Origin of the sequence: Brevibacillus antibioticus (genome assembly GCF_005217615.1) — a bacterium.
Classification (GTDB): domain Bacteria; phylum Bacillota; class Bacilli; order Brevibacillales; family Brevibacillaceae; genus Brevibacillus; species Brevibacillus antibioticus.
Map to the genome: position 1 here is coordinate 2,618,226 of NZ_SZNK01000001.1, position 25,873 is coordinate 2,644,098.

General features: G+C 46.5%; 29 protein-coding genes. 11 read left to right on the forward strand and 18 right to left on the reverse strand.

Going from position 1 to position 25,873, the window contains the following annotated elements; translation table 11 throughout:
* Positions 1 to 145 precede the first annotated feature (145 nt).
* From E8L90_RS12055 to E8L90_RS12065, 3 genes are all read left to right on the forward strand, one after another.
* Positions 146 to 2,107 (forward strand): beta-propeller domain-containing protein, encoded by a 1,962-nt coding sequence (locus E8L90_RS12055; RefSeq protein ID WP_137029609.1) that lies wholly within the window; start codon positions 146 to 148, stop codon positions 2,105 to 2,107.
* A gap of 80 nt (positions 2,108 to 2,187) precedes the next feature.
* Positions 2,188 to 2,874 (forward strand): tetratricopeptide repeat protein, encoded by a 687-nt coding sequence (locus tag E8L90_RS12060; protein ID WP_137029610.1) that lies wholly within the window; start codon positions 2,188 to 2,190, stop codon positions 2,872 to 2,874.
* A 108-nt stretch (positions 2,875 to 2,982) separates the two neighbouring features.
* Positions 2,983 to 3,627 (forward strand): SurA N-terminal domain-containing protein, encoded by a 645-nt coding sequence (locus tag E8L90_RS12065; protein ID WP_244297205.1) that lies wholly within the window; start codon positions 2,983 to 2,985, stop codon positions 3,625 to 3,627.
* A gap of 53 nt (positions 3,628 to 3,680) precedes the next feature.
* Here the strand turns inward: E8L90_RS12065 and E8L90_RS12070 are convergent, their stop codons facing one another.
* The 7 genes from E8L90_RS12070 to E8L90_RS12100 all read right to left on the reverse strand — a co-directional run bounded on the left by E8L90_RS12070 (position 3,681) and on the right by E8L90_RS12100 (position 11,132).
* Positions 3,681 to 4,370, reverse strand: coding sequence for an MBL fold metallo-hydrolase (locus E8L90_RS12070; protein ID WP_137029612.1), 690 nt, complete (start codon positions 4,368 to 4,370; stop codon positions 3,681 to 3,683).
* Between the two features lie 107 nt (positions 4,371 to 4,477).
* Positions 4,478 to 5,266 (reverse strand): ABC transporter ATP-binding protein, encoded by a 789-nt coding sequence (locus E8L90_RS12075; protein ID WP_137033412.1) that lies wholly within the window; start codon positions 5,264 to 5,266, stop codon positions 4,478 to 4,480.
* 94 nt (positions 5,267 to 5,360) lie between these two features.
* A complete protein-coding gene (locus E8L90_RS12080; protein ID WP_137029613.1) occupies positions 5,361 to 5,798 on the reverse strand; it encodes a hypothetical protein in 438 nt (145 codons plus the stop codon).
* Positions 5,795 to 6,625, reverse strand: coding sequence for a DUF3100 domain-containing protein (locus tag E8L90_RS12085; RefSeq protein ID WP_137029614.1), 831 nt, complete (start codon positions 6,623 to 6,625; stop codon positions 5,795 to 5,797). The genes E8L90_RS12080 and E8L90_RS12085 overlap by 4 nt, the downstream gene beginning before the upstream one ends.
* 27 nt (positions 6,626 to 6,652) lie before the next feature.
* Positions 6,653 to 7,828 carry an amidohydrolase gene (locus E8L90_RS12090; protein WP_137029615.1) on the reverse strand — a complete coding sequence of 392 codons (1,176 nt, stop codon included), beginning with the start codon at positions 7,826 to 7,828 and terminating at the stop codon, positions 6,653 to 6,655.
* Between the two features lie 276 nt (positions 7,829 to 8,104).
* Positions 8,105 to 8,566, reverse strand: a complete 462-nt coding sequence (locus E8L90_RS12095; protein WP_137029616.1) for a hypothetical protein — start codon at positions 8,564 to 8,566, stop codon at positions 8,105 to 8,107.
* A 304-nt stretch (positions 8,567 to 8,870) separates the two neighbouring features.
* Positions 8,871 to 11,132, reverse strand: a complete 2,262-nt coding sequence (locus tag E8L90_RS12100) for a bifunctional diguanylate cyclase/phosphodiesterase (protein ID WP_244297206.1) — start codon at positions 11,130 to 11,132, stop codon at positions 8,871 to 8,873.
* A gap of 346 nt (positions 11,133 to 11,478) precedes the next feature.
* Here E8L90_RS12100 and uvsE point away from each other — a divergent pair, with 346 nt between their 5' ends.
* The 6 genes from uvsE (at position 11,479) to E8L90_RS12130 (ending at position 15,844) form a co-directional block, all read left to right on the forward strand.
* Positions 11,479 to 12,405 carry a UV DNA damage repair endonuclease UvsE gene (gene uvsE, locus E8L90_RS12105; RefSeq protein ID WP_137029618.1) on the forward strand — a complete coding sequence of 309 codons (927 nt, stop codon included), beginning with the start codon at positions 11,479 to 11,481 and terminating at the stop codon, positions 12,403 to 12,405.
* Positions 12,406 to 12,642: 237 nt separating this feature from the next.
* The gene (locus E8L90_RS29905; RefSeq protein WP_162309012.1) at positions 12,643 to 12,822 is read left to right on the forward strand and encodes a hypothetical protein; all 180 of its coding nucleotides are present in this window, start codon (positions 12,643 to 12,645) and stop codon (positions 12,820 to 12,822) included.
* 10 nt (positions 12,823 to 12,832) lie between these two features.
* Positions 12,833 to 13,285, forward strand: a complete 453-nt coding sequence (locus E8L90_RS12115) for a hypothetical protein (RefSeq protein ID WP_244297207.1) — start codon at positions 12,833 to 12,835, stop codon at positions 13,283 to 13,285.
* Between the two features lie 6 nt (positions 13,286 to 13,291).
* Entirely contained in the window at positions 13,292 to 13,483 is a 192-nt protein-coding gene (locus E8L90_RS12120; protein ID WP_106836660.1) for a hypothetical protein, read from the forward strand.
* Between the two features lie 329 nt (positions 13,484 to 13,812).
* A complete protein-coding gene (gene hutH / locus E8L90_RS12125; RefSeq protein WP_137029620.1) occupies positions 13,813 to 15,327 on the forward strand; it encodes a histidine ammonia-lyase in 1,515 nt (504 codons plus the stop codon).
* 76 nt (positions 15,328 to 15,403) lie between these two features.
* Positions 15,404 to 15,844, forward strand: a complete 441-nt coding sequence (locus E8L90_RS12130; protein WP_137029621.1) for a thiol-disulfide oxidoreductase DCC family protein — start codon at positions 15,404 to 15,406, stop codon at positions 15,842 to 15,844.
* Between the two features lie 136 nt (positions 15,845 to 15,980).
* Here E8L90_RS12130 and E8L90_RS12135 read toward each other — a convergent pair whose 3' ends face one another.
* The 10 genes from E8L90_RS12135 to E8L90_RS12180 all read right to left on the reverse strand — a co-directional run bounded on the left by E8L90_RS12135 (position 15,981) and on the right by E8L90_RS12180 (position 22,983).
* A complete protein-coding gene (locus E8L90_RS12135; protein WP_137029622.1) occupies positions 15,981 to 16,901 on the reverse strand; it encodes an aldo/keto reductase in 921 nt (306 codons plus the stop codon).
* Positions 16,902 to 16,977: 76 nt separating this feature from the next.
* Positions 16,978 to 17,487, reverse strand: coding sequence for an acyl-CoA thioesterase (locus E8L90_RS12140; protein WP_137029623.1), 510 nt, complete (start codon positions 17,485 to 17,487; stop codon positions 16,978 to 16,980).
* A gap of 56 nt (positions 17,488 to 17,543) precedes the next feature.
* On the reverse strand, positions 17,544 to 18,308 hold the full coding sequence (locus E8L90_RS12145; protein WP_137029624.1) for a DUF3109 family protein: 765 nt from the start codon (positions 18,306 to 18,308) through the stop codon (positions 17,544 to 17,546).
* Complete coding sequence (locus E8L90_RS12150; RefSeq protein WP_137029625.1) at positions 18,305 to 18,625, reverse strand: hypothetical protein; 321 nt, start codon at positions 18,623 to 18,625, stop codon at positions 18,305 to 18,307. The genes E8L90_RS12145 and E8L90_RS12150 overlap by 4 nt, the downstream gene beginning before the upstream one ends.
* A 111-nt stretch (positions 18,626 to 18,736) precedes the next feature.
* On the reverse strand, positions 18,737 to 19,021 hold the full coding sequence (locus E8L90_RS12155; protein ID WP_137029626.1) for a 4a-hydroxytetrahydrobiopterin dehydratase: 285 nt from the start codon (positions 19,019 to 19,021) through the stop codon (positions 18,737 to 18,739).
* A 76-nt stretch (positions 19,022 to 19,097) separates the two neighbouring features.
* A complete protein-coding gene (locus E8L90_RS12160; RefSeq protein WP_137029627.1) occupies positions 19,098 to 19,835 on the reverse strand; it encodes a class I SAM-dependent methyltransferase in 738 nt (245 codons plus the stop codon).
* Between the two features lie 242 nt (positions 19,836 to 20,077).
* Complete coding sequence (locus tag E8L90_RS12165; protein ID WP_137029628.1) at positions 20,078 to 20,770, reverse strand: deoxynucleoside kinase; 693 nt, start codon at positions 20,768 to 20,770, stop codon at positions 20,078 to 20,080.
* Between the two features lie 42 nt (positions 20,771 to 20,812).
* The gene (locus tag E8L90_RS12170) at positions 20,813 to 21,454 is read right to left on the reverse strand and encodes a deoxynucleoside kinase (protein ID WP_137029629.1); all 642 of its coding nucleotides are present in this window, start codon (positions 21,452 to 21,454) and stop codon (positions 20,813 to 20,815) included.
* 154 nt (positions 21,455 to 21,608) lie between these two features.
* Positions 21,609 to 22,682: a spore photoproduct lyase gene (gene splB, locus E8L90_RS12175; protein WP_137029630.1), complete on the reverse strand. Its 1,074-nt coding sequence runs from the start codon at positions 22,680 to 22,682 to the stop codon at positions 21,609 to 21,611.
* A gap of 73 nt (positions 22,683 to 22,755) precedes the next feature.
* Entirely contained in the window at positions 22,756 to 22,983 is a 228-nt protein-coding gene (locus E8L90_RS12180; protein WP_017247807.1) for a hypothetical protein, read from the reverse strand.
* Between the two features lie 126 nt (positions 22,984 to 23,109).
* Here E8L90_RS12180 and E8L90_RS12185 point away from each other — a divergent pair, with 126 nt between their 5' ends.
* Together E8L90_RS12185 and E8L90_RS12190 are read left to right on the forward strand one after the other, a co-directional pair.
* Positions 23,110 to 23,634: a sigma-70 family RNA polymerase sigma factor gene (locus E8L90_RS12185; RefSeq protein WP_167497598.1), complete on the forward strand. Its 525-nt coding sequence runs from the start codon at positions 23,110 to 23,112 to the stop codon at positions 23,632 to 23,634.
* Positions 23,635 to 23,639: 5 nt separating this feature from the next.
* On the forward strand, positions 23,640 to 24,971 hold the full coding sequence (locus E8L90_RS12190; RefSeq protein ID WP_137029632.1) for a DUF4179 domain-containing protein: 1,332 nt from the start codon (positions 23,640 to 23,642) through the stop codon (positions 24,969 to 24,971).
* Positions 24,972 to 25,037: 66 nt separating this feature from the next.
* Here the strand turns inward: E8L90_RS12190 and thiD are convergent, their stop codons facing one another.
* Entirely contained in the window at positions 25,038 to 25,832 is a 795-nt protein-coding gene (thiD, locus tag E8L90_RS12195; RefSeq protein WP_137029633.1) for a bifunctional hydroxymethylpyrimidine kinase/phosphomethylpyrimidine kinase, read from the reverse strand.
* Positions 25,833 to 25,873: the final 41 nt, after the last annotated feature.

A 25,873-nucleotide genomic window follows, 5' to 3' on the forward strand; every position in this document is an offset into this window, starting at 1 on the left:
GCATAAACCGCCTATTATTATAGCACACGCTCCCCCACCTGTCCGTAGATTGCTGCCCAAAGAGTGTGTGAAACATTCCGTAAATATGCATCGTCTTACTACCGACGACAAATTTTGGCAAGAAGCAGATATGAGGGGGATCAAAATGAAAAGAACATTTGCCGGGCTTCTCGCCTCCGTGATGGTGGTGACCGCCATACCGTTCCTGTTCACGACGGGTACAATCGCAGAGCGAACCGTTCAAGCCGCAGCATCTACAGAAGAGTTGCCAGTAGTCGGTTCCTATGCGGAGCTAAAAAAGCTCATCCAATCATCAAACCTGGACAGCTACCATTATGCCACCATGGAAATGGGTACCGCTATGCCAGTAGCAGCACCTCCCACAGCCAGCAAAGTAGCGGACACTTCTGGCGGCGCTGTTCGTGGTGACTTTTCCACAACGAACACACAAGTGCAGGGCGTCGATGAAGCAGATATCGTAAAATCGGACGGAACTTATCTTTATCAATCCACGCAAAATGAAGTGCGCATCATCAAAGCGTATCCAGCCACCGAGATGAAGATCGCAAGCCGTATCAGCTATGACAATGGAAAATTCGTACCGCAAGAAATGTACGTAGACGATCGTAGCCTCATCGTAATCGGGCAAGCGGATGAGACCATCTCCTATCCTCCTGGTCCTGTTTCCAAAAGAGGCATCCCCCGTTTCCAAGGCATGCAGTCAGTGAAAACCTTGATCTACGATATTACGGACAAAAAACAGCCTCGGCTCATTCGTCAACTGGAGCTGGAAGGCCAGTACATGTCGTCCCGCAAAATCGGCCCGAGCTTGTACGTGACAGCCAACCATTACATGGATACGTATCGTATTCTGCAAGAGAAAGCAGAAGTGCCAGGTCCAACGTATAAAGACAGCGCCCATCATAATCAATACCAAACCATTCCCTACAGCGAGATTCGTTACTTTCCGGATCACTTTCGTCCAGAGTATTTGATCGTCGCTGGCGTGAATGTGGATGATTCGAAACAGAAGATGACACTGCATACGTATCTTGGTGCTGGCGAGAACATCTATGCATCCACCAAAAATCTGTATGTAGCCGTCACCCAGGACAATGCCCAGCCAGTAGCCGTTAAACAAAAAGGAGCGACAACTCCTTTGCTTGCACCTCCCATTGAGTCAGATACAACCATTTATCGTTTTTCCATGAACAAGGGAGACATACGGTATATGGGAAAAGGATCGGTGCCCGGGCGCATACTGAACCAGTTTTCCATGGATGAAGACGACGGTTATTTCCGAATTGCCACCACCAGTGGGAACATGTGGCGAGACGATGAGCACACGTCAAAAAACAACTTGTATGTACTGGACAACAAACTCGAGGTATTCGGCAAGCTCGAAGGCATCGCTCCAGGAGAACGCATTTACTCTGTCCGTTTCATGGGAGATCGTGCCTACATGGTCACCTTCAAAAAAGTCGACCCGCTGTTCGTCCTCGATCTGAAGAAGCCTTCTGCGCCAAGCGTACTAGGTTCCCTTAAAATTCCAGGTTACAGCGACTATTTACACCCGTATGATGAAAACCATATCATCGGTTTTGGCAAAGAAGCCGAAGCAGATAAAGACTGGGCGTATTACCAAGGGATGAAAATTGCCCTCTTTGATGTCAGTGATGTAACGAAACCGAAGGAAAAGTTCATGACCGTTATCGGGGACAGAGGAACGGACTCCGAGCTATTGCGCAATCACAAGGCTCTGCTGTTCTCCAAAGAAAAAAATCTGTTAGCCTTTCCTGTATCCCTTCACGAACGGACGGCTGAACAAAAAGCTAAAAATGATATGCGCGAGTACGGTCACTTTACTTTCCAAGGTGCCTATGTATATCAGCTCGATCTGCAAAAAGGTTTTCAACTGACAGATCAAATCACCCATCTGTCGAAAGAAGACGTCGCGAAAGCAGGTGAAGGCTGGTACGACAGCTCCAGTAACATTAAACGGATACTCACGATTGGCGACACACTCTATACCGTTTCAGACGATTACGTCAAAACACAACAGCTCTCTCCCCCGAAAAAGGAGAATATCTTGCCATTGACGAAATAGCGGTAATGCTCTGTCATGTGGACAGGTTCTGTGCTAAGATGGGGTAATAGATGCAGCGTAAATAGAGAGGGTGTCACTACGTGGAGTATTTGAGTTTTAATTTGACATCAACGCTGGCAGGGATTGCGGCTGTGCTGTTGGTTATGTTTATTCGCCTGCACTGGCCCTTCCGCTTTCAGTATATGGCCAATCTATTCAAACGCCGTTTGAATATTCGATTGCGCTGGCTGGAGGCTTCCTATCGGAAGAACCGTTCTCGTGCTGTTGCTATGTTGGATAAATCAACCCATGAGATCATGCTTGGCAATTATGAAATGGCCGAAAAATATATCGTTCAAGGAATCAACGTCTGCAAAGAACGACCAACGTTGTTCAATCAAGCGATGATTCACTACTTGTTTTACAACCTGGCGATCGTTTACTATTCCTCCGAACGATACAACGAATCATTGGAAGTGGCATTTCGTATTTACCAGCGTGATCAGGGAATGACTGATTCCTTAGCTCTTATTGCCTGTTCGCACGCCCGTCTGGGTGAAGTAGAGAGCGCGATAGAAGCTTACCAGCTGATCGCAAGCAAACGATCGGCAAAAGACTGGAAGCTCTTCTGCTTGGCAGAGATTGAAGCTGCCAAAGGAAATTACGAGCGGGCCCTTTCCCATCTGAAGCAATTGATGGACAAATCAGCCAGTTTTTTGCATCTGAATCACACCGTACTGGAAAAACGCTTGGAAGAGTGGAAAAAAGCCTCTACACAAGCCAGCTAATCGATTAACGACCGCACATTGATTTATGTGTGCGGTTTTTATTTTCCGGTCCCCGTAACGATACTCTATGCACAGTCGTATAACTATCAAGAAAGTGAGGTATTTTTCATGAAAAAATTCAATGTATCTATACTTGCTGCCTCAGCACTTGTACTCGGTCTCGCTGTAGCGGGCTGTACACCTGGAAAAGATTCTGCTTTCTCTGCGGATAACCCTGTTGCCAAAATTGGTAATGTGACGATCACCCAAGAGCAAATGTACGACAAATTGAAAAAAGATGCTGGCAAGCGTGTCATGGCTGATATCATCACCTTGGAGCTGTATAAACAGGAAGGGGCTGCACGAGGAGTTACTGTAACCGATCAAGAACTCGATGCGCGTGTGAACCCAGTCAAAGAAAAAATGGGATCACCAGAAAAATTCCAACAGTATTTGAAAGAGAAGCAAATGACTGAGCAAGAGCTCCGTGAAGGCGTGCGCGCTGTCATGCTGCGGGACAAGCTGTTCGAGATGGATAACCCGATCACCGAAGAACAAATCAAAGAATACTATGAGGAAAACCAAGATCAGTTCGAGGGAAAATTTGATGAAGCTCGCCCGAAAGTGATCGAAAAAGTAAAAAGCAAACAAAAACGAAAAAATATGGATAAATGGATCGATGAATTGTATAAAAAACATAACGTCCAAATCATGGATAAAGATTTAGAGAAAGAAAAAGAAGTAGAAGAAGAACCAACAACTTCCGACAAGTAATGCAAAAAGACTTGTGTAAGCCGGCAGTACGCGGCACACAAGTCTTTTTTACGTTACGGACGGGCAATCGCAATCAATTCTTGCAAAAACCCCTTAATTTCGCCATGGAGAATGGGACCATGACCAGTGGCTAAATACTCAATGGGCCAATCCTGCAAAATCTCCAAGCCCTCCGTAAACTCCGCTGCTCGTTCTGGTTCACGTGCTACCCATTGCTTCAAGTGTTCTTGATAAGCTGCCCGACAGCCCACTTCTCCGCCAACAATTTGACCGAGTTCTGTGTTTTCAAAGCACAAATGATCGCCAACAAAGCATATTTTCGACTGGGGATCAAAGAAGGCAACAGAGCCTTCTGTATGAAAAGAAAGCTGCCGGAAACGCAGGGAAGGCAGATCTCCCCCACTACCTGTAAACGTATGGCCGAATAGCGTCTGTGAAAAATCGTCCAGTCCGTAATAATCTTCGAGGTGAATCCAATTGTTTCGAGAAGGGAACATATCGGCATTTCCAATATGATCAGCATGTCGATGAGTGAAATAGACATATTCCGTTCGCTCTGGCTTGACCCCGATCTCTTCCAACGCCTGTTGAAAATAAGAGCGTTGCTTGCGCTGGTGAGAATCAATCAATACAAAGGCATTCCCTTGTTTGATCACATAGCTGTTCACGTAGCTATTCCACGCTTCCTCATAGGTGATGATCGCCCAGGTGGAGTCTGTGATTGGTGCAATCACATTGTTCATGCCTCCATCTCTCCTCTCCTCCCAGATACCATTTCTTATTGCTATTATACACAATCATGCACAACCGTGCTGACTCGTGCCCAAACTTATCATACAGGCTACACAATTCAAACGGTCGCCTCTTCCCCTAAGCTTACCCAAGATCTTCCTTGCGAGCGTTGAATGTGAACAGGTACGCCGAAAAAGCTTGTTAGACGTTCAGCCGTTAGGACCTCCTCTGTTTTTCCAGCCTGGTCAACTTCCCCCGCTTTAAGCAGCAAGGTATGCGTGAAGCAAGGCAAAATTTCTTCGATGTGGTGGGTGACATAAATGAGAGTGGGCCGGTTAGGCTGCTTGGCGATTTGTTCAATCATGGCCAATAGCTGTTCTCTTGATAGCAGGTCCAGTCCAGTGCAAGGCTCGTCTAGAATGAGTAAGCGAGGGGAAGCCATCAATGCTCGAGCAATCAGTACTTTTTGTCTCTCCCCTTGCGATAAAGCAGCAAAAGGTCTGTTTTTTAATGCACGGCATCCAAATGTATCGAGTAAATCCGACGCTTTCTCTACGTCCGCCTCTTCTGGAACGGAATACAAGCCGATGGTTGCCTCCCGTCCACTCAAGACGACACGGAGTGCAGTTTCATGCTCGTGAAGCTGAGCCATCAACGCTGTGCTTACCCAGCCGATTGATTTACGCACCTCGCGCAAGTCAACAGTTCCGTAAAGGTTGCCTAATACACTGACCTCCCCCTTTGTCGGCCACACATAGCCACAAATGATTTTTAACAGACTGGTTTTACCAGAGCCGTTTAGCCCGACTAAACACCAATGCTCCTTGTCTTGCACTTGCCAGGCAATGTCTCGCAAAATGGTTGTTTCATCTCTTTGCCAGGTAACCTTTCTCACATCAATGATCATATTTCTTTCCACTCCCGACTCTCTTCGTTGTATGTGCAAAGAACCTCCATGGCATATGGAAGCACACGGAGGCCCTAACTCAAAAACAGTTTCGTTAAAAATCGCCTTGAATCTTGAACACTATCTCCGCAAACAGCGTAGCGAATAGGAACGTGCCGGTAAAGACAACGAGAGACACGACTACGATACGCCAGCTAAGCTGCTTGAATAGATGAACGTCTTTTCCAAGTGACAAACCTGCATACGCAAGAATCGGTGTAGCCAATGCGAGTAGATTGATCTTGGCAATCGCAGCAGCCGTATATTCATTCCCTGGAAAAAACGGGGATGTCGCAAGCATCGCAAACAAAGAAATCCATACAATGACGGGAGATTTGAAGGGAAGAATGCGAGTGAAGCCCATTCCGATCAACGTAATGACCGCCAAGAGTAAAATACCTGGCAAGGATTCCATGATTGGTACTTTATAACCAATCCAGTTACCGATGAGAGCAATGAAGCCGATGATAAAAATCGTCAAGATTTGATTCATGCGCTTTTTCTCCCCCCTTCTGCTGTAGAAGAAGCGCTTTTGCGTCCAATGATAGGCTCAAGCCATGCGTACAGCTTTTGTGTGACCGGCAAGGAGAAGAAGATACACACGTACGTTCCGACGATACTCATCATCAAGTTTGCCGCCCCGGAATAAAAGAGTATGTCTTTTTCCGCTTCTGGGAAAATAACAGCCAAGGAGCCTGTTGCTGCTGCCATCATACTACCGGAACCAACAGCGGCTCCCATCGCCAGAGAAATCGGGTGAAACAACCCGCTGCTTCCTAAAATACTTGCAAGAATCGACATATAAATGGCACCAAACAAGGTTCCACAAATATATACCCCCAACGCGCCGCGAGCTTCGGCAGAGTTTGCTCCAAACTTGTCTACAATGATCGCCAAGTTTGGCTCACGGTCGAGAGAATACGTCGCCCCAATTGCTTCACGCTTAAGACCCAGCCACAATGCAAATGGCAGACCAAGTGCGATTGTCCCTACAATGTGTCCCATCTCTTGAACAATCAAAGATGCGCCAGAGCCGAGAAGCTTAGGCAGCTCAGGACCGATATTGGCTCCCAGCTTCGCAATAAAGAGCAAAAACGAAACACCCAAAATATTGGCTGCGACGTTCATTTCTTTTTCACTCAAAAATTTAAACTTAGGCCAGCTGATTGCCCCGCCTAAAACGAGCGCGTAGAGCATCGGAAACAGAGCAATTACCCCGATGCCAATACTAATTTTTTTTGTCCCGATAAATTCTGTCAATGCGACGAGAATAAGTACGAGAAAATGCAGCTTGTACTCATTGACGCGTGCCTCTGCCATACAACATCCCCCTCATTCTATCTCGCTCTACTCCATGACGACTTTTTGAGCTGCCCGAACAAACAATTCCACGCCGCGTACCATTGCGTCCTCATCAAAATCAAAGCGTGGATGATGGTGCGGATACGTAAAGCCTTTGTCCGGGTTGCCAGCACCTAATTGAATAAAACAGCCTGGAGCTTTTTTCAAATACTCCGAGAAATCTTCACCCGGCATCAAAGGATCAATGTAAATAATCTCTTCTTCTCCCCAACGCTCGCGTATCGTATCCTCCATCAGTTTCGTCACCTGCTTGTCGTTAACAACCGATGTGTAGCCATGGGAGAACGTCAATTCATAACTCGCGCCATGCGCTTCCGTAATTCCTTTGACAATTCGTTCAATCCACATCGGAATATTTTTGCGAATCTCCGCATCGAAGCAACGTGTGGAGCCCGTCAGTGTCATCGAATCCGGAATAATGTTATAAGCTGTCCCTGCATTCAGCATCGTCACCGAAATAACGACCTTGTCCAACGCACTGACGTTGCGGGATACAATTTGTTGTAGACCCGTAATAACCTGTGCCCCAATGACGATCGGGTCAACAGATGCCTCCGGTTGCGAGGAGTGCCCACCTTTTCCTTGAATCTTGATATCGAAGCGATCTGTCGATGAAGTAAGTGCCCCGTAAAGTACACCGAATTTCCCGACAGGCATGTATGATGCCAAATGAATGCCGATGATCGAATCCAGTCCGTCGGCTGCACCAGCTCTTACAATTTCAGCAGCCCCACCCGGCGGTAGCTCCTCAGCATGCTGGAAGAAGAAACGAACCTCGCCTTTGATTTGATCCTTGTACTGGGACAAAATTTTTGCGGCTCCCAACAGCATTGCTGTATGACCGTCATGTCCGCACGCGTGCATCACACCAGCTTTTCCTGATGCATAAGGCACATCATTTTCTTCATGGATGGGGAGAGCATCAATGTCAGCGCGAATACCAAGAACTTTTCCTGCCTGTGATCCGATCAGTCGAGCGACCACACTCGTTTTAGTTGGCCGCGAAAGCTCTAAATTCCCGAAAGATTCCAACGTTTCGTAAATATATTGAGACGTCTTCTCCTCTTCAAACGACAATTCTGGATGCTGATGGAGATATCGTCGCCATGAAATTACCTGCTCAGCTACTTCATCCGCCCATTTCTTCGTTTCCAAACTCACACAATCACTCCTTTTTTTGCTTTCTTCCTCAACTTTTTCCGATTCAGTTAAGTTTAGCTAAAAAAATTATCGTTTTGTGAATTCTATCACGGAACGACGAAAATAACAAATGTCCATTCCACAAGGACAAACCTGTCGATTCTACATCCGTAGCTGTCTATTTATTTGTTATTTTAGAATTTTCCATCGATAATGTCCATGTAAAATATACTATTTGAAACAATAAAAACATTTGCGCTGCTTGATTGGGAGCTTTTCTAGAGAAAAGCCCTTGTTCTATTCTACATTTACTGCAAAAACGACAAAGCCATTCGAAAATTGTCCCAGCCACATTTCTCCATTCCCTACCATCACACCTTGATCATTGACAAACGTATCTGTTACCTTTTGCTGTGAAAACGTTTCCTTTACCTTCTCTGTCATGATTCGATCATACTCATCCAGAAATTGCTGTTCATCTCGGATGAAATGACTTTTCCCGTTTTTGTTCACACGCAGTGGATACCTGATGTGCTTGGCTACTTCTGTCTTGTCATTTTTTTTGACCGCTTCTTGAAGTTTTTCAAAAAAGGCTTCGAATGCACCTGCATTTGTAATACCCGCGACTTCGTACCGATTCGTAGAATTTCCTTCTCGCGCATCTCCGTCATACCCACTCACCTGTGAAACCAAACTCGTCGTTGCTTGAGCCATCAGCGCGATTCCCATCGCAAGCAGCAGCCATCTCATTCTTTTCATCGCGTTCCTCCCATATGGTATTTCTATTTCCTTCCTACGGATAGCTTTTCGTCCTCTGCCATCCGTTATGCAAAACTCCTTACATGAAATGGAACTACTTTTCATTAGCTCAACACATTAATGGGTTTACTCCAGTTCCCCAGATGACAAAGACTGTAATGCTTCCGACAACGGAATCCCGTAAGCGACATATAACCCAACGATACTTACCAAGCGGAGAAGTCGTTTAACCGGGCAACGAGTCGAAACCATGCCCATCTAAGGGCAAAACAAAAGAGCAACTCATGAGAGCTACTCCTCTTGTTTAACTAGCGCCTTTTTGGGCTTGCAAATAAAAAGCTACGTCTTCACTCGGTAACGGTCTGCTGAATAAGTAGCCTTGCACTTCTTCGCATAGATGCTCCTGCAAAAACGCAAGCTCCTCCTCTGTCTCGACGCCTTCTGCAATCACTTGCAATTGCAAATGATGGGCCATGGAAATAATCGTGGACACGATGGCCTGATTGGTCGGCTGTTCAATCATATCGCACACAAACGAGCGATCTATTTTCAAACGATTCAACGGGAATTCTTTCAGATAGAAGAGAGAACTGTAGCCCGTTCCAAAATCATCAATCGCAACGTGCACCCCTAATTGCTTCAGGTCCTTCAACCCCTGCGTGGCGCGGTGAACGTCGATCATGCTGCTTTCTGTGATTTCCAGCTCCAAGTATTTCGGTGCTAACCCTGTTTGGTGCAGAATCTCTGCGACCATCTGGGTAAAGTCTTGTTTAAGGAATTGACGCGCAGAGAGATTAACGGCTACCCGAAGCGGCATGAGCCCCTGTTCTTGCCATTGCTTGTTCTGTTTGCAGGCCGTTCGCAGCACCCATTCTCCAATCGGTACGATCAAGCCGCTTTCCTCTGCTACCGAGATAAACTGGTCTGGCAGAAGTAAGCCTCGTTCCGGATGATTCCAACGAATTAACGCTTCTACGCCAACGATTGCGCCCGATTTGGCACTTACTTGTGGCTGGTAATGCAATAAAAATTCTTTTCTGGCCAAAGCGCGATTCAATTCATTTTGAATATTCATCTTGTCATTCACTGCTTGTTCCAAATTCGGTACGTACAGGTGGAAACTGTTCTTCCCTTTGTCCTTAGCTGCATACATTGCCGCATCTGCGTTACGCATCAAGACACATCTATCTTGCCCATCCTCTGGATATCGAGAAATTCCGATACTCGTTGTGATGTACAGCTCGTGCCCATGGATACAAAATGCCTGTTCAATCCTTTGGTTGATTTCATTCGCCATGGAAGATGCTTCTTTTTCCGTGACAGCTGTAAGAATCACCATGAATTCGTCTCCACCAAGCCTGCTCACCATTCCTTTTTCTCCCACACAATCCTGCAAACGCAAGGAGGCTTCCTGAAGTAACAGGTCACCAAAATCATGCCCTAAGGAATCGTTTACCAGCTTGAAATGATCGAGATCCAGAAACAGCACGTAAACTTGCTGATCCGCTTTTTTTGCCTCCATGATCACCTGATCCAGTTGCCGTTCGACAAAACGGCGATTCGGCAAGCCAGTCAACGAATCGTGAAAAGCGAGATAATTGATTTTTGCCTCGTATTCTTTCTTATTGGTAATGTCTCTCGCAATCATAAAAACGCCCGTCATCTGCTGTTTGACAAATACGGGGGTATGAGTCATGTTCAGATAAAGCTGACGACCCTCGCTCGTGGTTAAGGTAATCTCGTAGTTGCGCGCTTCACCTCGCACTGCATTTGTAAAATGTGTCGTTATGAGCTCGGCATCTGTAGAAGCACACATCGTCATTAATTTTTCGAGAGGCAAGCTCTGCTCCTTTGTCAATCGCATCGCCGCAGGATTCATGACATTTTGTCTACCATCGATCGAGTAAAAGATCACGCCGTCGTAATTGTGCTCAAATAGTGATTTATAGCGTTGATCACTTTCTAGCACGCGCAAGGTCTTCCAAGCGAATTGCTTGTCTAGGTATAAAGAAGACCAGGTCACGACCAGAATCAACACGCTGACAATGCCAATCATGGTAGCGATTAGCTCCGAATGATCATGCGAGGTCACTGCGTTTGTCATGTGCTCGTGAGCGATAAATGTGGTGGCATACATACCAGTGTAGTGCATACCAGCATTAGCTGCCCCCATCAACAGCCCTGCAAAAATTTTTCGCCAGAGACCTTTTGCTGGGTCCACCGAGCGCAATTGAAACGTAAGAATCAGCGCAACCATCGAAACCAGGATGGACACGAAAATGGACACGGTAAACCATAACCAATCGTACAGAATAATGGCGTTCATCATCATCGCTGCCATTCCTGTATAATGCATTCCGGCGATACCAGCCCCAATGACAACCGATCCTATTTCTACCCTCTTTTTGGACATGGACTGCTCGCTCACGATCCATAATGTAAGCGCTGATGATAAAACGGCCAAAACAATCGAAAAAAATAAAATCAGGTTATCATACTGGACGGCAATCGGCAGATGCATGGCAAGCATGGAAACAAAATGCATGGCCCAAATACCAAGCCCCATGGAGACAGCTCCAGCACATAACCAAAACACACGTCCCCTGCCTTTAGCATACTGGAGACGTGCGCCTAGATCTAATACTGTGTATGACGCCATTGCTGAAATAAAATAGGAGAGAAAAACCAGAGTCATACTATAGGATTGGTCAAGACTATTCATTGTATTCTCCTTCAAAAACCTATACCCAAGTCTACTCACAAGGAACGTCCGCGCTTTTGCGGAAAGGTTGTAGGCGTACCTGTGACATTCTCCCATCTTATCCGTTTTATAATTCCCTGGCAAGAAGCCGACAACGTTCCCGTTTTGGAGATACTACGAAGGAATGCTGCTGCAAAGGAGGGAGATTTCCTTGATCCGTATGGGCTATGCTTGCATCAGTGTAAAGACCAAAAACAATCCAAACAAAAAAACGACGGTTGCCCAAGTAAATAAATTAGATCCCCAGGCTCGGTTAAAAAAGCTACGGCAAGTTATGCAGGTAAACTTTTTTAATTTAATGGATTTGCTTGCTTATAATGTAGAAAATCATATCTTTTTGTATCGGCTTCCGTCTGAATTTGTTCCACTGGCTACTCATTCAGTAGCAGCGGAATGGGATTGGGCAAAAGAATTCGCATGGGATTTCCAAAAGGCAGGGAATTATATCCGCAAACACGGCATTCGTTTGACTGCTCATCCCGGACATTACAGCATATTGAACAGCGACAAGCCTTCTGTGCTGGAATCGACGATTGCCGATTTTTCCTATCATGCAAAAGTGTTTGATTTACTCGGGCTCGACGATAATTCCGTCCTGGTGACTCACGTGGGAGGGGTATACGAAGATAAAGCCTCTTCTCTCGATCGTTTTGCCTCCCACTTCGAACTGCTTCCTGAAAATGTAAAACGTCGTTTGGTCGTGGAAAACGATGACATATCTTTTACCATGCGCGAGGTACTGGAGCTGTGCGAACGGATCGGTGTGCCGATGGTGCTCGATATTCACCACCACAACTGCCATTCTGATGGCGAAGATTGGACGGAATATCTGCCACGGATTATTCAAACCTGGGGAGAGCGCACACCGAAGATGCACATGTCCTCGCCTAAGTCAGCAAATGACATTCGCGCTCATGCCGACAATATTGACCCAGAGGCGTTCCTTACCTTTGTCAGTGCGCTAGCAGATTACAATGTGGACATCATATTGGAATGTAAAAACAAAGATGATGCCCTCCTTACGTTAAGACGCGAGTTAAAGAAAAAAGGAGTCGCTGTTGAAGCATTTACGAATTGAGCATGAAAAGGACGCCGCTTAATTAGCTGGCGTCCTTCCTCGTGCGCTTTAAAATGAACATCCGCAGTCACACCCATGCCCTCTTCTATGACCCCGTCTATGTCGATAATTGTATCCGGATGAGGAAGAGCCACTATCACCCGAAGATGATGAGCCTCGACCAAAGGAACTGCTACCGTCATTCCATAATTGGCAACGGTCATGATAATGATGCATTCTTCGTTCATGATGCTTGTAATGTCTACGGTATTCCGTGTATTTGCGGCGATTTTCACGATGCTCCTCGCATTTGTGGCGGAAATACTCCATCCGATCCATATGGAACTGGAATTTGAACAGGTAGAGCTCCAGTTCCCTTCCTATGTTCTCATTCGGTCGCGCATTCGGCCTGACATTTGGTCTGATATTTGGTCGTAGATTTGGCATCATGTTTGGACTTTCATTCGGCCGCACATTCGGTCTAATATTTGGTCTGATATTTGGTCGTAGATTTGGCATCATATTTGGACTTTCATTCGGCCGCACATTCGGTCTGACATTCGGCCTTACATTTGGCCTCATGTTTGGACTTTCATTTGGCCTTACGTTCGGTCCGACATTCGGCCTCATGTTTGGACTCTCATTTGGTCGCACATTGGGTCTGACATTTGGCCTCATGTTCGGGCTCTCATTTGGTCTTACATTCGGTGAAGTGTTAGGCATTGGGTTTGGCGGTATCCGGTTCGGCGGCATTGGCATTGGATTTGACGGTTTGAGGTTTGGGGGCATTGGATTCGCTGGCATCCGATTGGGCGGCATTACGTTTGGCACGTTCGGGTTCGCCAGATTGGGAGCAGGCATGATCGGCTTTTGCGGCATTGGGCGCGCCGGAATAGAATGATTCGGATTGATTGGACTTTCCGACTTGGGCTTTTCAGGAGAAGGCTTCATAGGTGACGGCATCGATGGAGACGGCAATGGCATCGCTGAAGAAGGCGGTTTCGGCATTTCTTTAGGACGCCTTGGGAGTGCGGTAGGCATAGGCGGCATCTTACGTCGCTTTTCCACGGAATTCTACACGTCCTTTCGGATGAAATAACACAGTACATGGTATGACATTTAACCAGCTCGAGAGACGACTCTCGCCCAGTTTAAAAAAATGGACTAAGCCCGTTTTTTGCTCTCTAGGGAAGCCGCCGTGACAAGATCATCTTGACTGCACGTAGACATTTGATACAATGATAGCAATAGCTAAAATAATCAGACAGTTGCACATGAACGAAAGTGAGGAAGAACGTATGCCGCGACGAATGCAGGCTTACACGTTTTCATCCAATCACATACATGCTCTCGAGCGAGGGGTTAGGAGATAGTATCCTAACCCCTCGCTCTTTTCGTTCTCTGCTCTGCTAAAGGAGGAAATTACAGATGAATCAGCAAGCAAACGTTGTAAAAGTAGATGGGGATCAATTGCGTATCGAAGATGTTGTTTCCATTGCAAGAAGCGCCATCCATATCCAATTGACCGAAGAAGCTCTTCATCGTGTTCGTGCTTCACGTGCCATGGTGGAGAGAATGGTATCCCAGCAGGAAGTCGTATACGGAATCACCACTGGCTTCGGAAAATTCTCCGATGTCATGATTCATGGTGAGGACGTTAGCAAGCTACAAGAAAATTTGATTATGAGTCATGCCTGCGGGATGGGAGACCCTTATGCCGTTGAAGTTGTCCGTGCGATGATGGCTTTGCGCATCAATGCATTAGCAAAGGGTTATTCGGGAATTCGGGAAGAAACATTGCTTCAGCTAGTAGAACTATGCAATCGCGGGGTTCATCCGATTATTCCTCAACAAGGTTCCCTTGGTGCAAGCGGCGACTTGGCACCTCTCGCTCATATGGTACTGGTCATGCTCGGCAAAGGTGAAGCGCTCGTCAATGGCAAGCGGCTATCCGGTAAAGAAGCACTGAGCGAAGTGGGCCTATCCCCTATTCGACTCGAGGCAAAAGAAGGTCTGGCTCTGATTAACGGTACACAGGCAATGACCGCACAGCTTTGCCTTGCCTTGTATGATTCCCGAGTGCTGCTTGAAAGCGCGGAATTGATTGCGGCGATGACGATTGAAGCCCTGCGTGGAATTCCAAAAGCCTTTGATCCACAGCTCCATCTCGTCCGCCCGCATCCAGGACAGCAGGAATCGGCGAAGCGCTTGCTCCAGCACTTATCCGGCAGCAAACGAACTACTGGACAGGGTGAGCTACGCGTCCAGGATCCTTACAGCCTTCGTTGCCTTCCGCAAGTACATGGTGCCACTCGTGATACGCTGGAGTACGTATGGACCACAGTTACACGCGAATGCAATAGCGTTACCGATAACCCTATTCTTTTCACAGAAACAGGCGACGTTATCTCTGGCGGGAATTTCCATGGTCAGCCAATGGCATTCGCAGCTGATTTTCTTGCCATTGCCATAGCTGAGCTTGCAAATATTTCCGAAAGACGCACAGAACGTCTTGTCAATCCACAGCTAAGTGGTCTTCCCGGATTTTTAACCGAAAATGGCGGACTCCATTCTGGATTTATGATTACGCAATATGTAGCCGCTTCCATTGTTTCTGAAAACAAAGTGCTCTGCCATCCCGCATCAGTCGATTCGATCCCGTCATCTGCCAATCAGGAGGACCATGTGAGCATGGGAACGACTTCTGCTCGCAAGCTTCGCACGATCGTATCGAATGTCACCAAAGTGCTTGCCATTGAATATTTGGCAGCAGCCCAAGCTATCGAATTTGGTTCAGGAGATCTTGGAACAGGTACAGCGAGAGCCTATGAGCAGTTGCGACGGGTGATTCCCCGCCTGCATGAAGACCGCGAAATGCATCCTGATCTCGTAAAAGCAGAAGAGTTGATCCAGCAAGGGACACTCGCGTTTGTGATGGAATAATCGTTCATGTATAGGAACCATTGTCTTTCTCTGCTAAGATGGAGCTAAGGTTAGTGTAGATCAAACCACTTAAAGTATGGAGGGCTGTCTCATGAAAGCAGGCAGAGAACTGGACCATCCTGCGTACCTGTTGCTGTTTGATGGGGTTTGTCATCTGTGCCACGGTGCTGTGCAGTTTATTTTGAAGCGTGATCCGCATGGACACATTCATTTTGCTTCCTTGCAGTCACAAAGAGCGCAGGAAATTTTGTCTCAGTACAACTATCAGGAGACAGACATGTCATCCGTGGTCTTTATCGCCAACGGACAGCTATATACAAAATCGGATGCGATCTTGCACGTTGGCCGCAAGCTTCAAGGTGGATGGCCTCTGCTGTCAAACATAGCTCGCCTCATCCCTAGACCTGTCCGCAATCCGATTTATGATTGGGTCGCGAGAAATCGTTATCGGTGGATGGGTAAAGCAGAGCAATGCATGCTTCCTACCCCGCAGATCAGATCCCGCTTTTTGGAATAAATGAAAAGGAGAAGTCGCTTTCCTATCGCGGCTTCTCCTTTTTTATTCGCTGTGCCCAATCATTCGTTCTTGCTGGTGCCGAGAGCAGAGCAAGGAATCCAGTGTCCGGTTTGCGTTCTTGCACACACTATCCTTTTTATTTCGACATCGCTTGTGGATGCTCATCGCTCACATAGTCAGCCGCTTTGGCATTTGCCTCTACCTGCGCTGGGCTTTTGCTTCCTGGGATCACAGTCGTGACAGCCGGATGCTTGAGGCACCACGCCAATGCCCACTGTGCCATATCCATTCCTTCTGGAACTTCATTTTTCTTGATTTCTTCTACCTGGAGCAACAGCTTGTTGACATGCTCCTGATCATGTCGGTGTCGCACATCGTTTCCACCGAATACAGAACCCGGCTTATACTTTCCGCTCAAATAACCACTCGCCAACGGAACGCGAGCCAACACACCCAGATCTTGCTGCTGGCAAGAAGCAAAAACACCTTCTTCCGGCTTTTGATCCAAACGATTGTACACTACTTGGATCGCTTTAGCCTTCACCGAAGTAGCCGCAGATGTTTGATGCATGTTGTCATTTTTCGCAATCGAGAGGCCGAGATGACGGATCGTTCCTGCCTGCACCTGTTTGTCGAGGTACGTCCACAAGTCATCATTGTCAAAAGCCTCGTCAGGTCCCGAGTGGAATTGGTACAAGTCAATATAGTCGGTCTGCAAGGCTTGCAGTGATTTTTCCAATTGCTGCTGAACTTCAGCTGCCCCGTAATGATTGGTTCGAGAAAATTTGTCATGAAAATGATGCCCGAACTTCGTCGCCACAATCCAGTCTTCCCGGCGGTTTTTTTTCAAATATCCCCCGATAAGCTGTTCGGACAGATGATCGCCGTAGCATTCCGCTGTATCAATCAAGTTGATGCCGAGATCTTTTGCTTTGTCGAGAATCTGGTCAACAGCTTCTTGCGAGAAATCCATTCCCCATTCCCCGCCAAATTGCCAGGTACCTACACCGATTACGGAGACGTTCAGATCTGTTTTTCCTAATCTGCGGTACTTCATTGCCCGATTCCTCCTCATCATAGATAAACGAGAATCCCCTGAACGAATGTTCGCTCAGGGTGTAATCCAAAAAAAATTATATGCTTTTCTCGATGTTCAATTGGCTCACAAAATCTTGCAGATTCCCTTTTCGTTCCTTGCGCATTTTCTTACGCTCATCCGCAGTCGCCATCAATCGCTCTTCTTCCTCTGTTTCAGGGGAAATGGCTGGCACATCAGTCGGATTCCCTTTCTCATCTAAGGCAACAAAGGTGAGAAAAGATGTCGCGGTCAAAATGCGCTCGCCGGTCTGGAGATTTTCCGAGACGACTTTGACGAAAATCTCCATGGACGTTTTGCCCGTTGACGAAACAAATGCTTCGAGGCAAATGGAATGTCCCATTTTGACGGGAGCAAGAAAATCAATCGAATCAATCGATGCTGTCACAACAGGGCGACGCGAATGTCGCATCGCAGCGATTGCAGCTACCTCATCTATATAAGCCATCATCGTACCACCAAAAATAGTCCCATGGTAATTCGTATCAGATGGCTGAACCAGTGATGCCTGAATTGTACGAGATTCTTGAGTTGTCTTGACGTTCATCGCTGTTGCTCCTTTATCAATCTACTTGATGCATACATCATCATATCACAAGGCATTCAACGTTCCAATTGATAGCTATTCGCAAGTATACCTTCTATTCTCTCTGCATCATCCTGCAAGATGTAACGTAACAAAGGTAGATTCCACTCATAGGCTGGGCGATAGCCGTCTAAAGCAAACAGCTTGTCATCTATGTGCGTGGCAAGCTTTCGGCGGGCCGGACTGGCACAGTAAAACTGCTCCAAATAATCCGTACCCCATCTGGAAAAGGAGGACGTTTCATTGGTAACTGCCGTTAACAGAATCCCATCCCTTATATCAATCAAATCAATTGGATACAGTTGACAGCTAAATGGCTTAAGAGGCTCTACATCACGACCAGCCTGCTCAGCATAAGCATGGATCGCACAGCCGTACCGCCCATTGTTTTCTTGATAAAAAAGACAATTGCCATGTCGCATGCGAATCGTTCCCTGAGGTTCATTGCGATCCCAAACCCCATGAAGAAGCCAATGATTGCGTTCAGCCTCATCCTGAAGTCCAGCAGAGATAGAGGGGATTTCCCCCTCCACGATTGGAATCTGCCACTCTTCTATGGCGTAAGGCTGCCCACCCTCACAACAGGTCTCACGATGAACCGTCCTGCAATTCCAACAGTCCAAGTGAAACAAGGCCTGAAGGGCTGTTACATCAACCAAATATTGTCCTGCTCTCACCAAGGAATGCCTGTTTTTCTTTATATATTTTTCGCAATGGTACGCCTCTTTATCAGACATGGGATCAGGCGTGCCTACATAACGAAAAGCTCGCTTCGTTTTCATTTTTGCAAAACAATCTCCGCTTCTGTTCCAAAAATACGCAAATGGCCTTCCTCATAGCTAGCCAAATCTACTTCATCACCTGGAATCTCCATCAGGATTTCCATTTCTTCGCCCTCTTCTGTCGTAAACACGAGCAGGAGATCTTTTTCTTCAAATTCATTGTCAGTTAGCTTGGATTCGAGGAGCTCGGCTTGAAATTGTGTTACCTCTTCCTCTTCTTCCCTATCGGTATCCCATTGGGTAAAAGTCACAGAAGCCTTTTGATTTTTATACTCCGCCAACAGTTGAATCAATTGCTCATGTTGTTGAATGTCCATCTTGTAATCCCTCCGAAATGGTTCATACTGCCCATCATAACAAAGTAGCTCTTAAAAAGCCAAAAAGAAACACCGCTTCGCTGTGGGAAGCGGCTATTTCTCTTTTGCCTGTCAGCTTACTTTGCTAATTGTTTGGGCTAATGCAAAATCTTTGCCGGTTAAACCTTTTGCCTCGCGGGTGGCTAACGTAAACGTGACCATTCCACCTGCCAGATGAATTTCCACGTGCTGATTGTCGTGCTCAAGCATTTCTGCCACACGGTTGACGAAACTGACTGCGGTGGCAAAGTCACGACAGTGGTACGTGCGTGATAGTGCCATTCGGTCTTCTACCAACTTCCAGCCAGGTACCTTGCTCAGATACAATTTGACCTGTTCCAAAGACAGCTTGCTCATTGTAGCAGTGCCCCCTTTTACCCGATAAATGATTGTTACACCATCATATTCACGAGACGTACAGGTTATCCGCACCCTATTGCTTCACAGCATAAAAAATCATACGAGGTGACTCATGTTCCACATATTCTTCAAACAGATAATTTCCAAACACTTGGATTTTTTCGAATCCCGCCTCTGTCAGCATCGTAATCATTTGCTGGGCAGAAAACAAGCGAACCTGCTCCATATACTCACGCGGTTCATGCGACGACTCGTCGGAAATCAGTATCCGCTTTTTCACAAATCCATCCTGGATCCAACGTTCTTCTTTAATCAACATCCCACTGACTTCCTTGGTAGAGTGCGGCACGAGGTTATCCATGACGTACGCTGCATTTAAGAAATCGATGACCACTTCACCTTTTGTTTTGAGTGCTTGTGCCATGTTACGAATAACGTTAGCATTTTCCTCATCTGTGGAGAAATAACCAAAGCTGGTAAACAAATTCACGACGATATCAAATTCTTCGTGAAACGGAATGTCGCGCATGTCACAGCGGGCAAAACTTAGCTGTGGATAGGCGTTTTGTTCCTCGGCCAACTGTAAAAGAACAGGCGACAAATCCACACCAACTACTTCATACCCCCGGCGAGCCAGCGCACGCGAATGACGCCCGCTCCCGCAGCAAAGATCAAGTACGCGTCCTGTGTCCTTTACCGGCAATCTTTCCAACAGATTAGCGATCTCTCCATCTGCTGCCGACTCGTCCCTATGACGATACACAAGCACATAATCTTCGCGAAAGCTGCGTTCAAACCATTCTTCTGCCATGTCTGAGCCCCTTTAATTCCAAGATGCTCTTATTATACCACAGCGGGGTTTATCCGTAGCCGATTTGCATGCGGCAAAGTGTAGGAAAGCTTTGTTGAAAAATATTGAAACCACTTTTGGTACATACTGTGCAGCGATGACCCTTCTCTTGGAAGGATATCGCACCAAATAAAAGCAAAGCACCCCTGCTTCCGCCTCTTTACCGGCAAAATGTAAGGGTGCTTTGTTATTGTAAAGGGTTTTTATGATGAAAAGCGGGTAGCTCGTCCAAGCCGAATTTTTTCAGCAGCCCGCGCAATAACGCTTTCTACCGAAGATGGGTCATCCACAACATCGTATTCGTTGATATTGACCCGCAAAATCGGACAGGAAGTAAAGGAGGCAATCCAGCTATCATAGCGACCAAACAAATCCTGCCAGTAATCCACCGGCGTTTGTTGCTCCATTGGGCGCCCACGCTCTTTTACGCGGCCAATAATATCATCGAAGCTTCCCTCTAAATAGATCAAAATATCCGGATGCGGGAAGTAAGGTGTCATGACCATCGCTTCAAAAAGTTCTGTATAAGTGCGGTAATCTTCTTCTGTCATGTTGCCCTGCTCGTACAGCATGCGGGCAAAAATCCCGGTATCCTCATAGATGGAGCGGTCTTGGACAAAGCCTCCGCCATAATCAAACATCCGTTTTTGTTCCTTGAAGCGTTCTGCCAAAAAGAAAATTTGCAAATGGAAGCCCCAACGCGATAAATCATTATAGTAACGGCCCAAATACGGGTTATTGTCAACCTTTTCTACAGATACGCGAAATCCGAGCTGATCTGCCAGGGCATGTGTAAAGGTGGATTTTCCTACTCCTACTGTCCCGCCGATCGTAATCACTGCGTTGTTCGGTATCCCGTATTTTTCACGAAGCGTGCTGTTTTGAAACCTCGACATGTACGCAACTCCTTATCCCCATGCTTACTTTTCCTTTGTTCCCTATCCCTCTTGTCCCATCAACTCTTGAATCCGTGGTGCAATTCGATCCAATACAACCTTCAAATCTTCTGGTCTATGCACAAAATCCAAATCGTCACAATCAAATTTGATGACAGGCGTATCCGGATGATGCTTTTCAAACGCTTCCATAAACTCGTTGTAATCAGCAATCAGGTTTTCCATATAAGTGACATCCATACTGCGCTCCATTTCACGATCTCGCATCGCAATCCGCTTCATCACGGTCTCAATCGAAGCTGTCATGTAGATCACCAAATGGGCCTGAGGAAGATCCTCTGTTAGGATATCATAAATTTTGAGGTACTTTGGCAGGTTATCTCCTTGTAACGTCCGTTTGGCAAAAATCGTATTTTTGAAAATATTGTAATCAGAAACAACTGAAATACCTTGATTCAGGAACTTTGTATGAATATCCTGCAACTGCTTGTAACGATTGCAGAGGAAAAACATCTCAAGCTGAAAGCTCCATTCGGCAATATTTTCATAAAATTTACCCAGAAACGGGTTCTCGTAGACAATCTCTTCCAGTAACTGCAAGTTGCATGCGCGGCTTAGTTCCCGCGATAAAGAGGTTTTCCCAATACCAATAGGTCCCTCAACGGTAATCAATATGGACTTCATGTATGCTTCGATTCCTTTCAAGAAAATGAGAGCACCCCATATTCTAGCATGTATGTAAGCGTTTGTCGAAAACATTCGCATCGTGTCGTTTGGTATCATCTGGTGCTCTTTTTTAAAAAAGAAAAACTGCTCTTCATCAAGAGCAGTCTGGGACTTACGTAAAATATTCAACGCGTGCTTGCGGAAACAGTCGGGTTATTTCACTTTCCAAATGGGCCTGTAACGCCTTTGCTTGGATGTCGGGATAGACGTACTTCCCTTTCCCGTATTTCCCCCATTTGTACTTACGCTCTTCTTCCTTCATCACAAGCTTCGTTTTCGGATAGCGCTGGAGAATCAAGCTTTTAGCAATCTTGGTAAAACGATGCTGGATCAGCTCAAACGTCAAATCCTCCATCGCTTCAGGAACCAACTGCGAACGCAGTCTTTCCAGCAAATCGGTATACCCTGCTTCCCATCCGTCAAACCAATACAAAGGCGCTAAAATAAAGCCGAGCGGATAACCGGCCTTTGCTACCTTCCCTGCTGCCTCCAATCGCTGATGAAAGCTGGAGGTGCCTGGCTCAAAATTTTTGATGACATAGTCAGCGTTCATGCTGAAGCGAAACCGGGTATGCTTGTTGTGCTTGGCATCCAGCAAAGAATCCACGTGGTGAAACTTGGTCACGAAGCGTAAACGCCCAAACTCCTGCTCGCCCATAAACTCAATTGCTCGTTTCAAATTGCCCGTAAGATGCTCAATGCTAACCGGATCGGAGGTACAGGCTGCCTCAAAACGAGTAATCTCACCCGGGCGTTCCTGGATATACTTCTCAGCCTGCGCCAGAATTTCATCTGTATTGACGTACACTCGAACATACGGCTTTGTCCCGATATTGGTGTTCAAATAGCAATAGTGACAGTGGGCAGCACATCCCGTTGCCAGTGGAATGGCATATTCGGCGGAAGGCTTGGAAGTCTCGAACTTCAATGTTTTGCGTACCCCGATGACCAAGGTCCGCTTCGCATTGCGATATTTCTCCACTTCTGTATCCCCAGGGATGCCACGGACCTGATTATGGCTGGTCGTCATCTGCATCGGAATCCCTTCTGCTTGAAAACGGCGATACAGCTCTTGACCGAGTGGATAGTTCAGTGCGTTTGGCTCGACGAAAATATAATCCGGAACAAACAGCTTGCTGCCCTTCTGCTCCGTCTTTTCAGGTCTTTCCATAAGGATCGTTCCCATAGTCATCATCCCCCCTTCACCTAGTATGCCCGTGCCATTCGCATGGACGTAAGGGGAAGTATGGCTGTGCCCGTTATTTCAGGGTATTCTTAAAATCGCGTAGCAGCGCCTTTGCTTGCTCCTGTTGAGCTAGCGGTACTTGCAGTGTATAGACATGTCCTGCTTTTTTAGTCTGTCTGGACAAAAGCCTGACCCGAATTCCTTTCATTTCTAGATAACGCCGACATTCCTGAGCAATCCGCGGGAGACCATACGATTCATGAATCGTAACCCATTTGATCCACATGCACCTGCACCCCATCCTTACACACTTCTTTCTCTTACAGTAAGCAGTGGACAGACGAATGGTTCAAAAAAACAGCTTGGCTGACAATTTATGAAAACCGTTTTGGCACCTGCGCCGTCTAATGCTAGAGGAGGGGAAAAAGTGAATCTGGAACAGCTCGTTTTGCACGCAAAAGATGGGGATGATGATGCCTTTTTTCAGCTCGTCAGCCTTCATAAAGAACAACTGTATAAAATCGCCTACGCCTTTCTTCGTAACGAGACAGATGCATTGGAGGCCATTCAGGAAGCGACGTGCCGTTCCTATCTCAAGCTGGCACGCTTGAAACAGCCTGCGTATTTTCGCACATGGCTGACTCGCATCCTTATTCATATTTGTCTGGATGAACAAAAGCGCCGAAAACGTATCATCTTGGATCCCATGGCAGATGACGTCGAAAGTCGTGCAAGTATTCCTATGGACGATCAAAATGTCGAACGTATTCAAATCGAGGAGGCTCTCGCTCGTCTCAGTCCGAATTATCGCCACATTATTATTTTGAAATATTTTGAAGATCGGACGATACGCGATATTGCAGAGGTACTCGGTCATCCGGAAGGAACCATAAAAACTTGGCTGCACAAAGCTCTAGGTGCACTTCGCAAAGATCTCGGGAAAGGCTGGTAAGCGTCATGCGTGAAAATGATAAAAAAAATGCGGGTCCATTCATGATTCCCACTGAAATTGATCATTACATTCGAAAAGGGATGGAACAAGCAAAAGAGCTGCGTCAAAATCGGAGCCGCCATCGGTGGATACGCGTTGGTTCTAGTCTAGTAGCTTGTCTGTTCATTTTCGTGTTTATTTTTTCCGTTCGCCTTTCACCTGCTGTTGCCGCTTATGTCAGCTCGATTCCTGGGATGGAAAAGATCGTGGAGTTTCTTCGGGATGATAAAGGCTTACAATTGGCTGCGGAACACAACCTCGTTCAACATATTGGAGCCAGTGGTTCACTTGAGGGTGTCACTTTTACGATTGATCACGTATTGGCAGATGAAAAACGGATGCTCCTCTTCTATACACTGAAGAATGACCTCTCCGGTAAAGAAGTAGCACTTCACAAAATCGAGTTGTTCGATCAATCTGGAAAGCAATGGGAGTACGGTGTTTCCTGGTCCAGCATGGGCAGCGAAGACCCTGTGATCCGAAATCGTATTGATATTCACATCGAAGGGGCCACTGAAATACCCGATTCGATGACTGCAAAAGTCACGCTAGCAATAGATAATCTCGAACAAAAGCCCCCTCTCAAGATCGACTTTGCTGTGGATAAAAACAAATTTAAGACCTTTGAGAAAAAAATGTATCCAGTGATGAAGGAAGTCACGGTTGACGGACAGCGGTTTACAATAGAACAAATCGCAGTTTTTCCTACTCAGACTGAAGTGAGCATTCGCTTTGATCCAGCTAACATAAAGCACGTATTTGATTTTGATAAGCTGAGGCTCGAAGATGAAAAAGGAGAAACATTCGCTTTTTGGGGAAATGGCGTTCCTGTTCGGGACAACGGTGAGAATGGGAGGATATACAATCTGGAGAGTATTTATTTTGTAGAGCCCGAAAAGCTTATTCTCAAAGCCAATGGTATTCGTGCCGTAGACAAAGATAAATTGCAAATCGTAATCGATGCGAAGGCAGGCACATTAACAAACGTGCCAAATGATCGCTTAAAATTAACGGCACTACGTCAAGTTGATGATGTGGTGGGTATGGACTTTTCTTTGAAGGTTCCACCCCAAGATAAAGACTCTCATATCTCCTTAGGGTATGACCTGACTGACGACGTGGGAAATGAATATGATTATGTGCAAGGAAGCACCCACTCGACAGATGATGAATCCATTCAATACTATTCCATGCTATTCAAGCGAAAAACAAACAAAGGTACGCCTACTTCTTATTCCTTTCCTCTGTCTAGCTATCCTGAACGACTTCAAGGTACTTTTTCTATTGAAGTCAAATAAAAAATGCCCCTTCAGCGATTGTTTGTACGACATCGCTGTGGGGCATTCATTTTTTGATTGGTCAAATCAATCTACAACCGCCCAGTGATTGGTCGGCCCATGCCCGCCACCCAATTGCGGAGCTGTCTTAATTGCTTCGAAGATAAAGCGATTTGCTTTTTCAACCGCAGTGATGAGCGGTGTATTTTTTGCTAACTCTGCTGTAAGGGCCGCTGAGAATGTACAACCTGTGCCATGCGTATGACGTGTATGGATACGCTCATGGGACCACTCATGGAATGCCGTACCGTCGAACAAAATGTCCACAACAACGTCTCCTTGCAGATGTCCACCCTTCATTAGGACATTGCGGGCGCCTAACGCATGTATCGCTTTTGCTCCTTCGCGCATCTCGTCTGTCGTCTCGATCTTCATACCCGTCAAGCATTCTGCTTCCGGCAAGTTAGGTGTGACGACTTCTGCCAACGGCAACAACTCTTTTTTCAAGGCAACGATTGCCTCATCCAGGAGTAGTTTTGACCCTCCCTTGGCAATCATCACCGGGTCTACCACCAGCTTTTTCAGGCGAAATGCTTTGACCTCTTGCGCAACAGCGCGAATGATATCCGCATTAAACAGCATTCCGGTTTTCGCCGCGTCAGCACCTAGATCACGAAGCACCTCATGCATTTGCTGTGCAACTGCCTCTGTCGGCAACGGATAAACGCCTGCTACGCCCAATGTATTTTGTGCGGTGATTGCTGTGATCGCACTCATTCCGTACACACCGAGTTGATGGAAGGTTTTCAGGTCTGCCTGAATACCAGCTCCTCCACCGCTATCTGAACCCGCTATCGTCAATGCTTTCGCAATCGTGCTCATGATTTTCCCTCCTGCTTTCCACCTTTTCTCACCTGAGTATA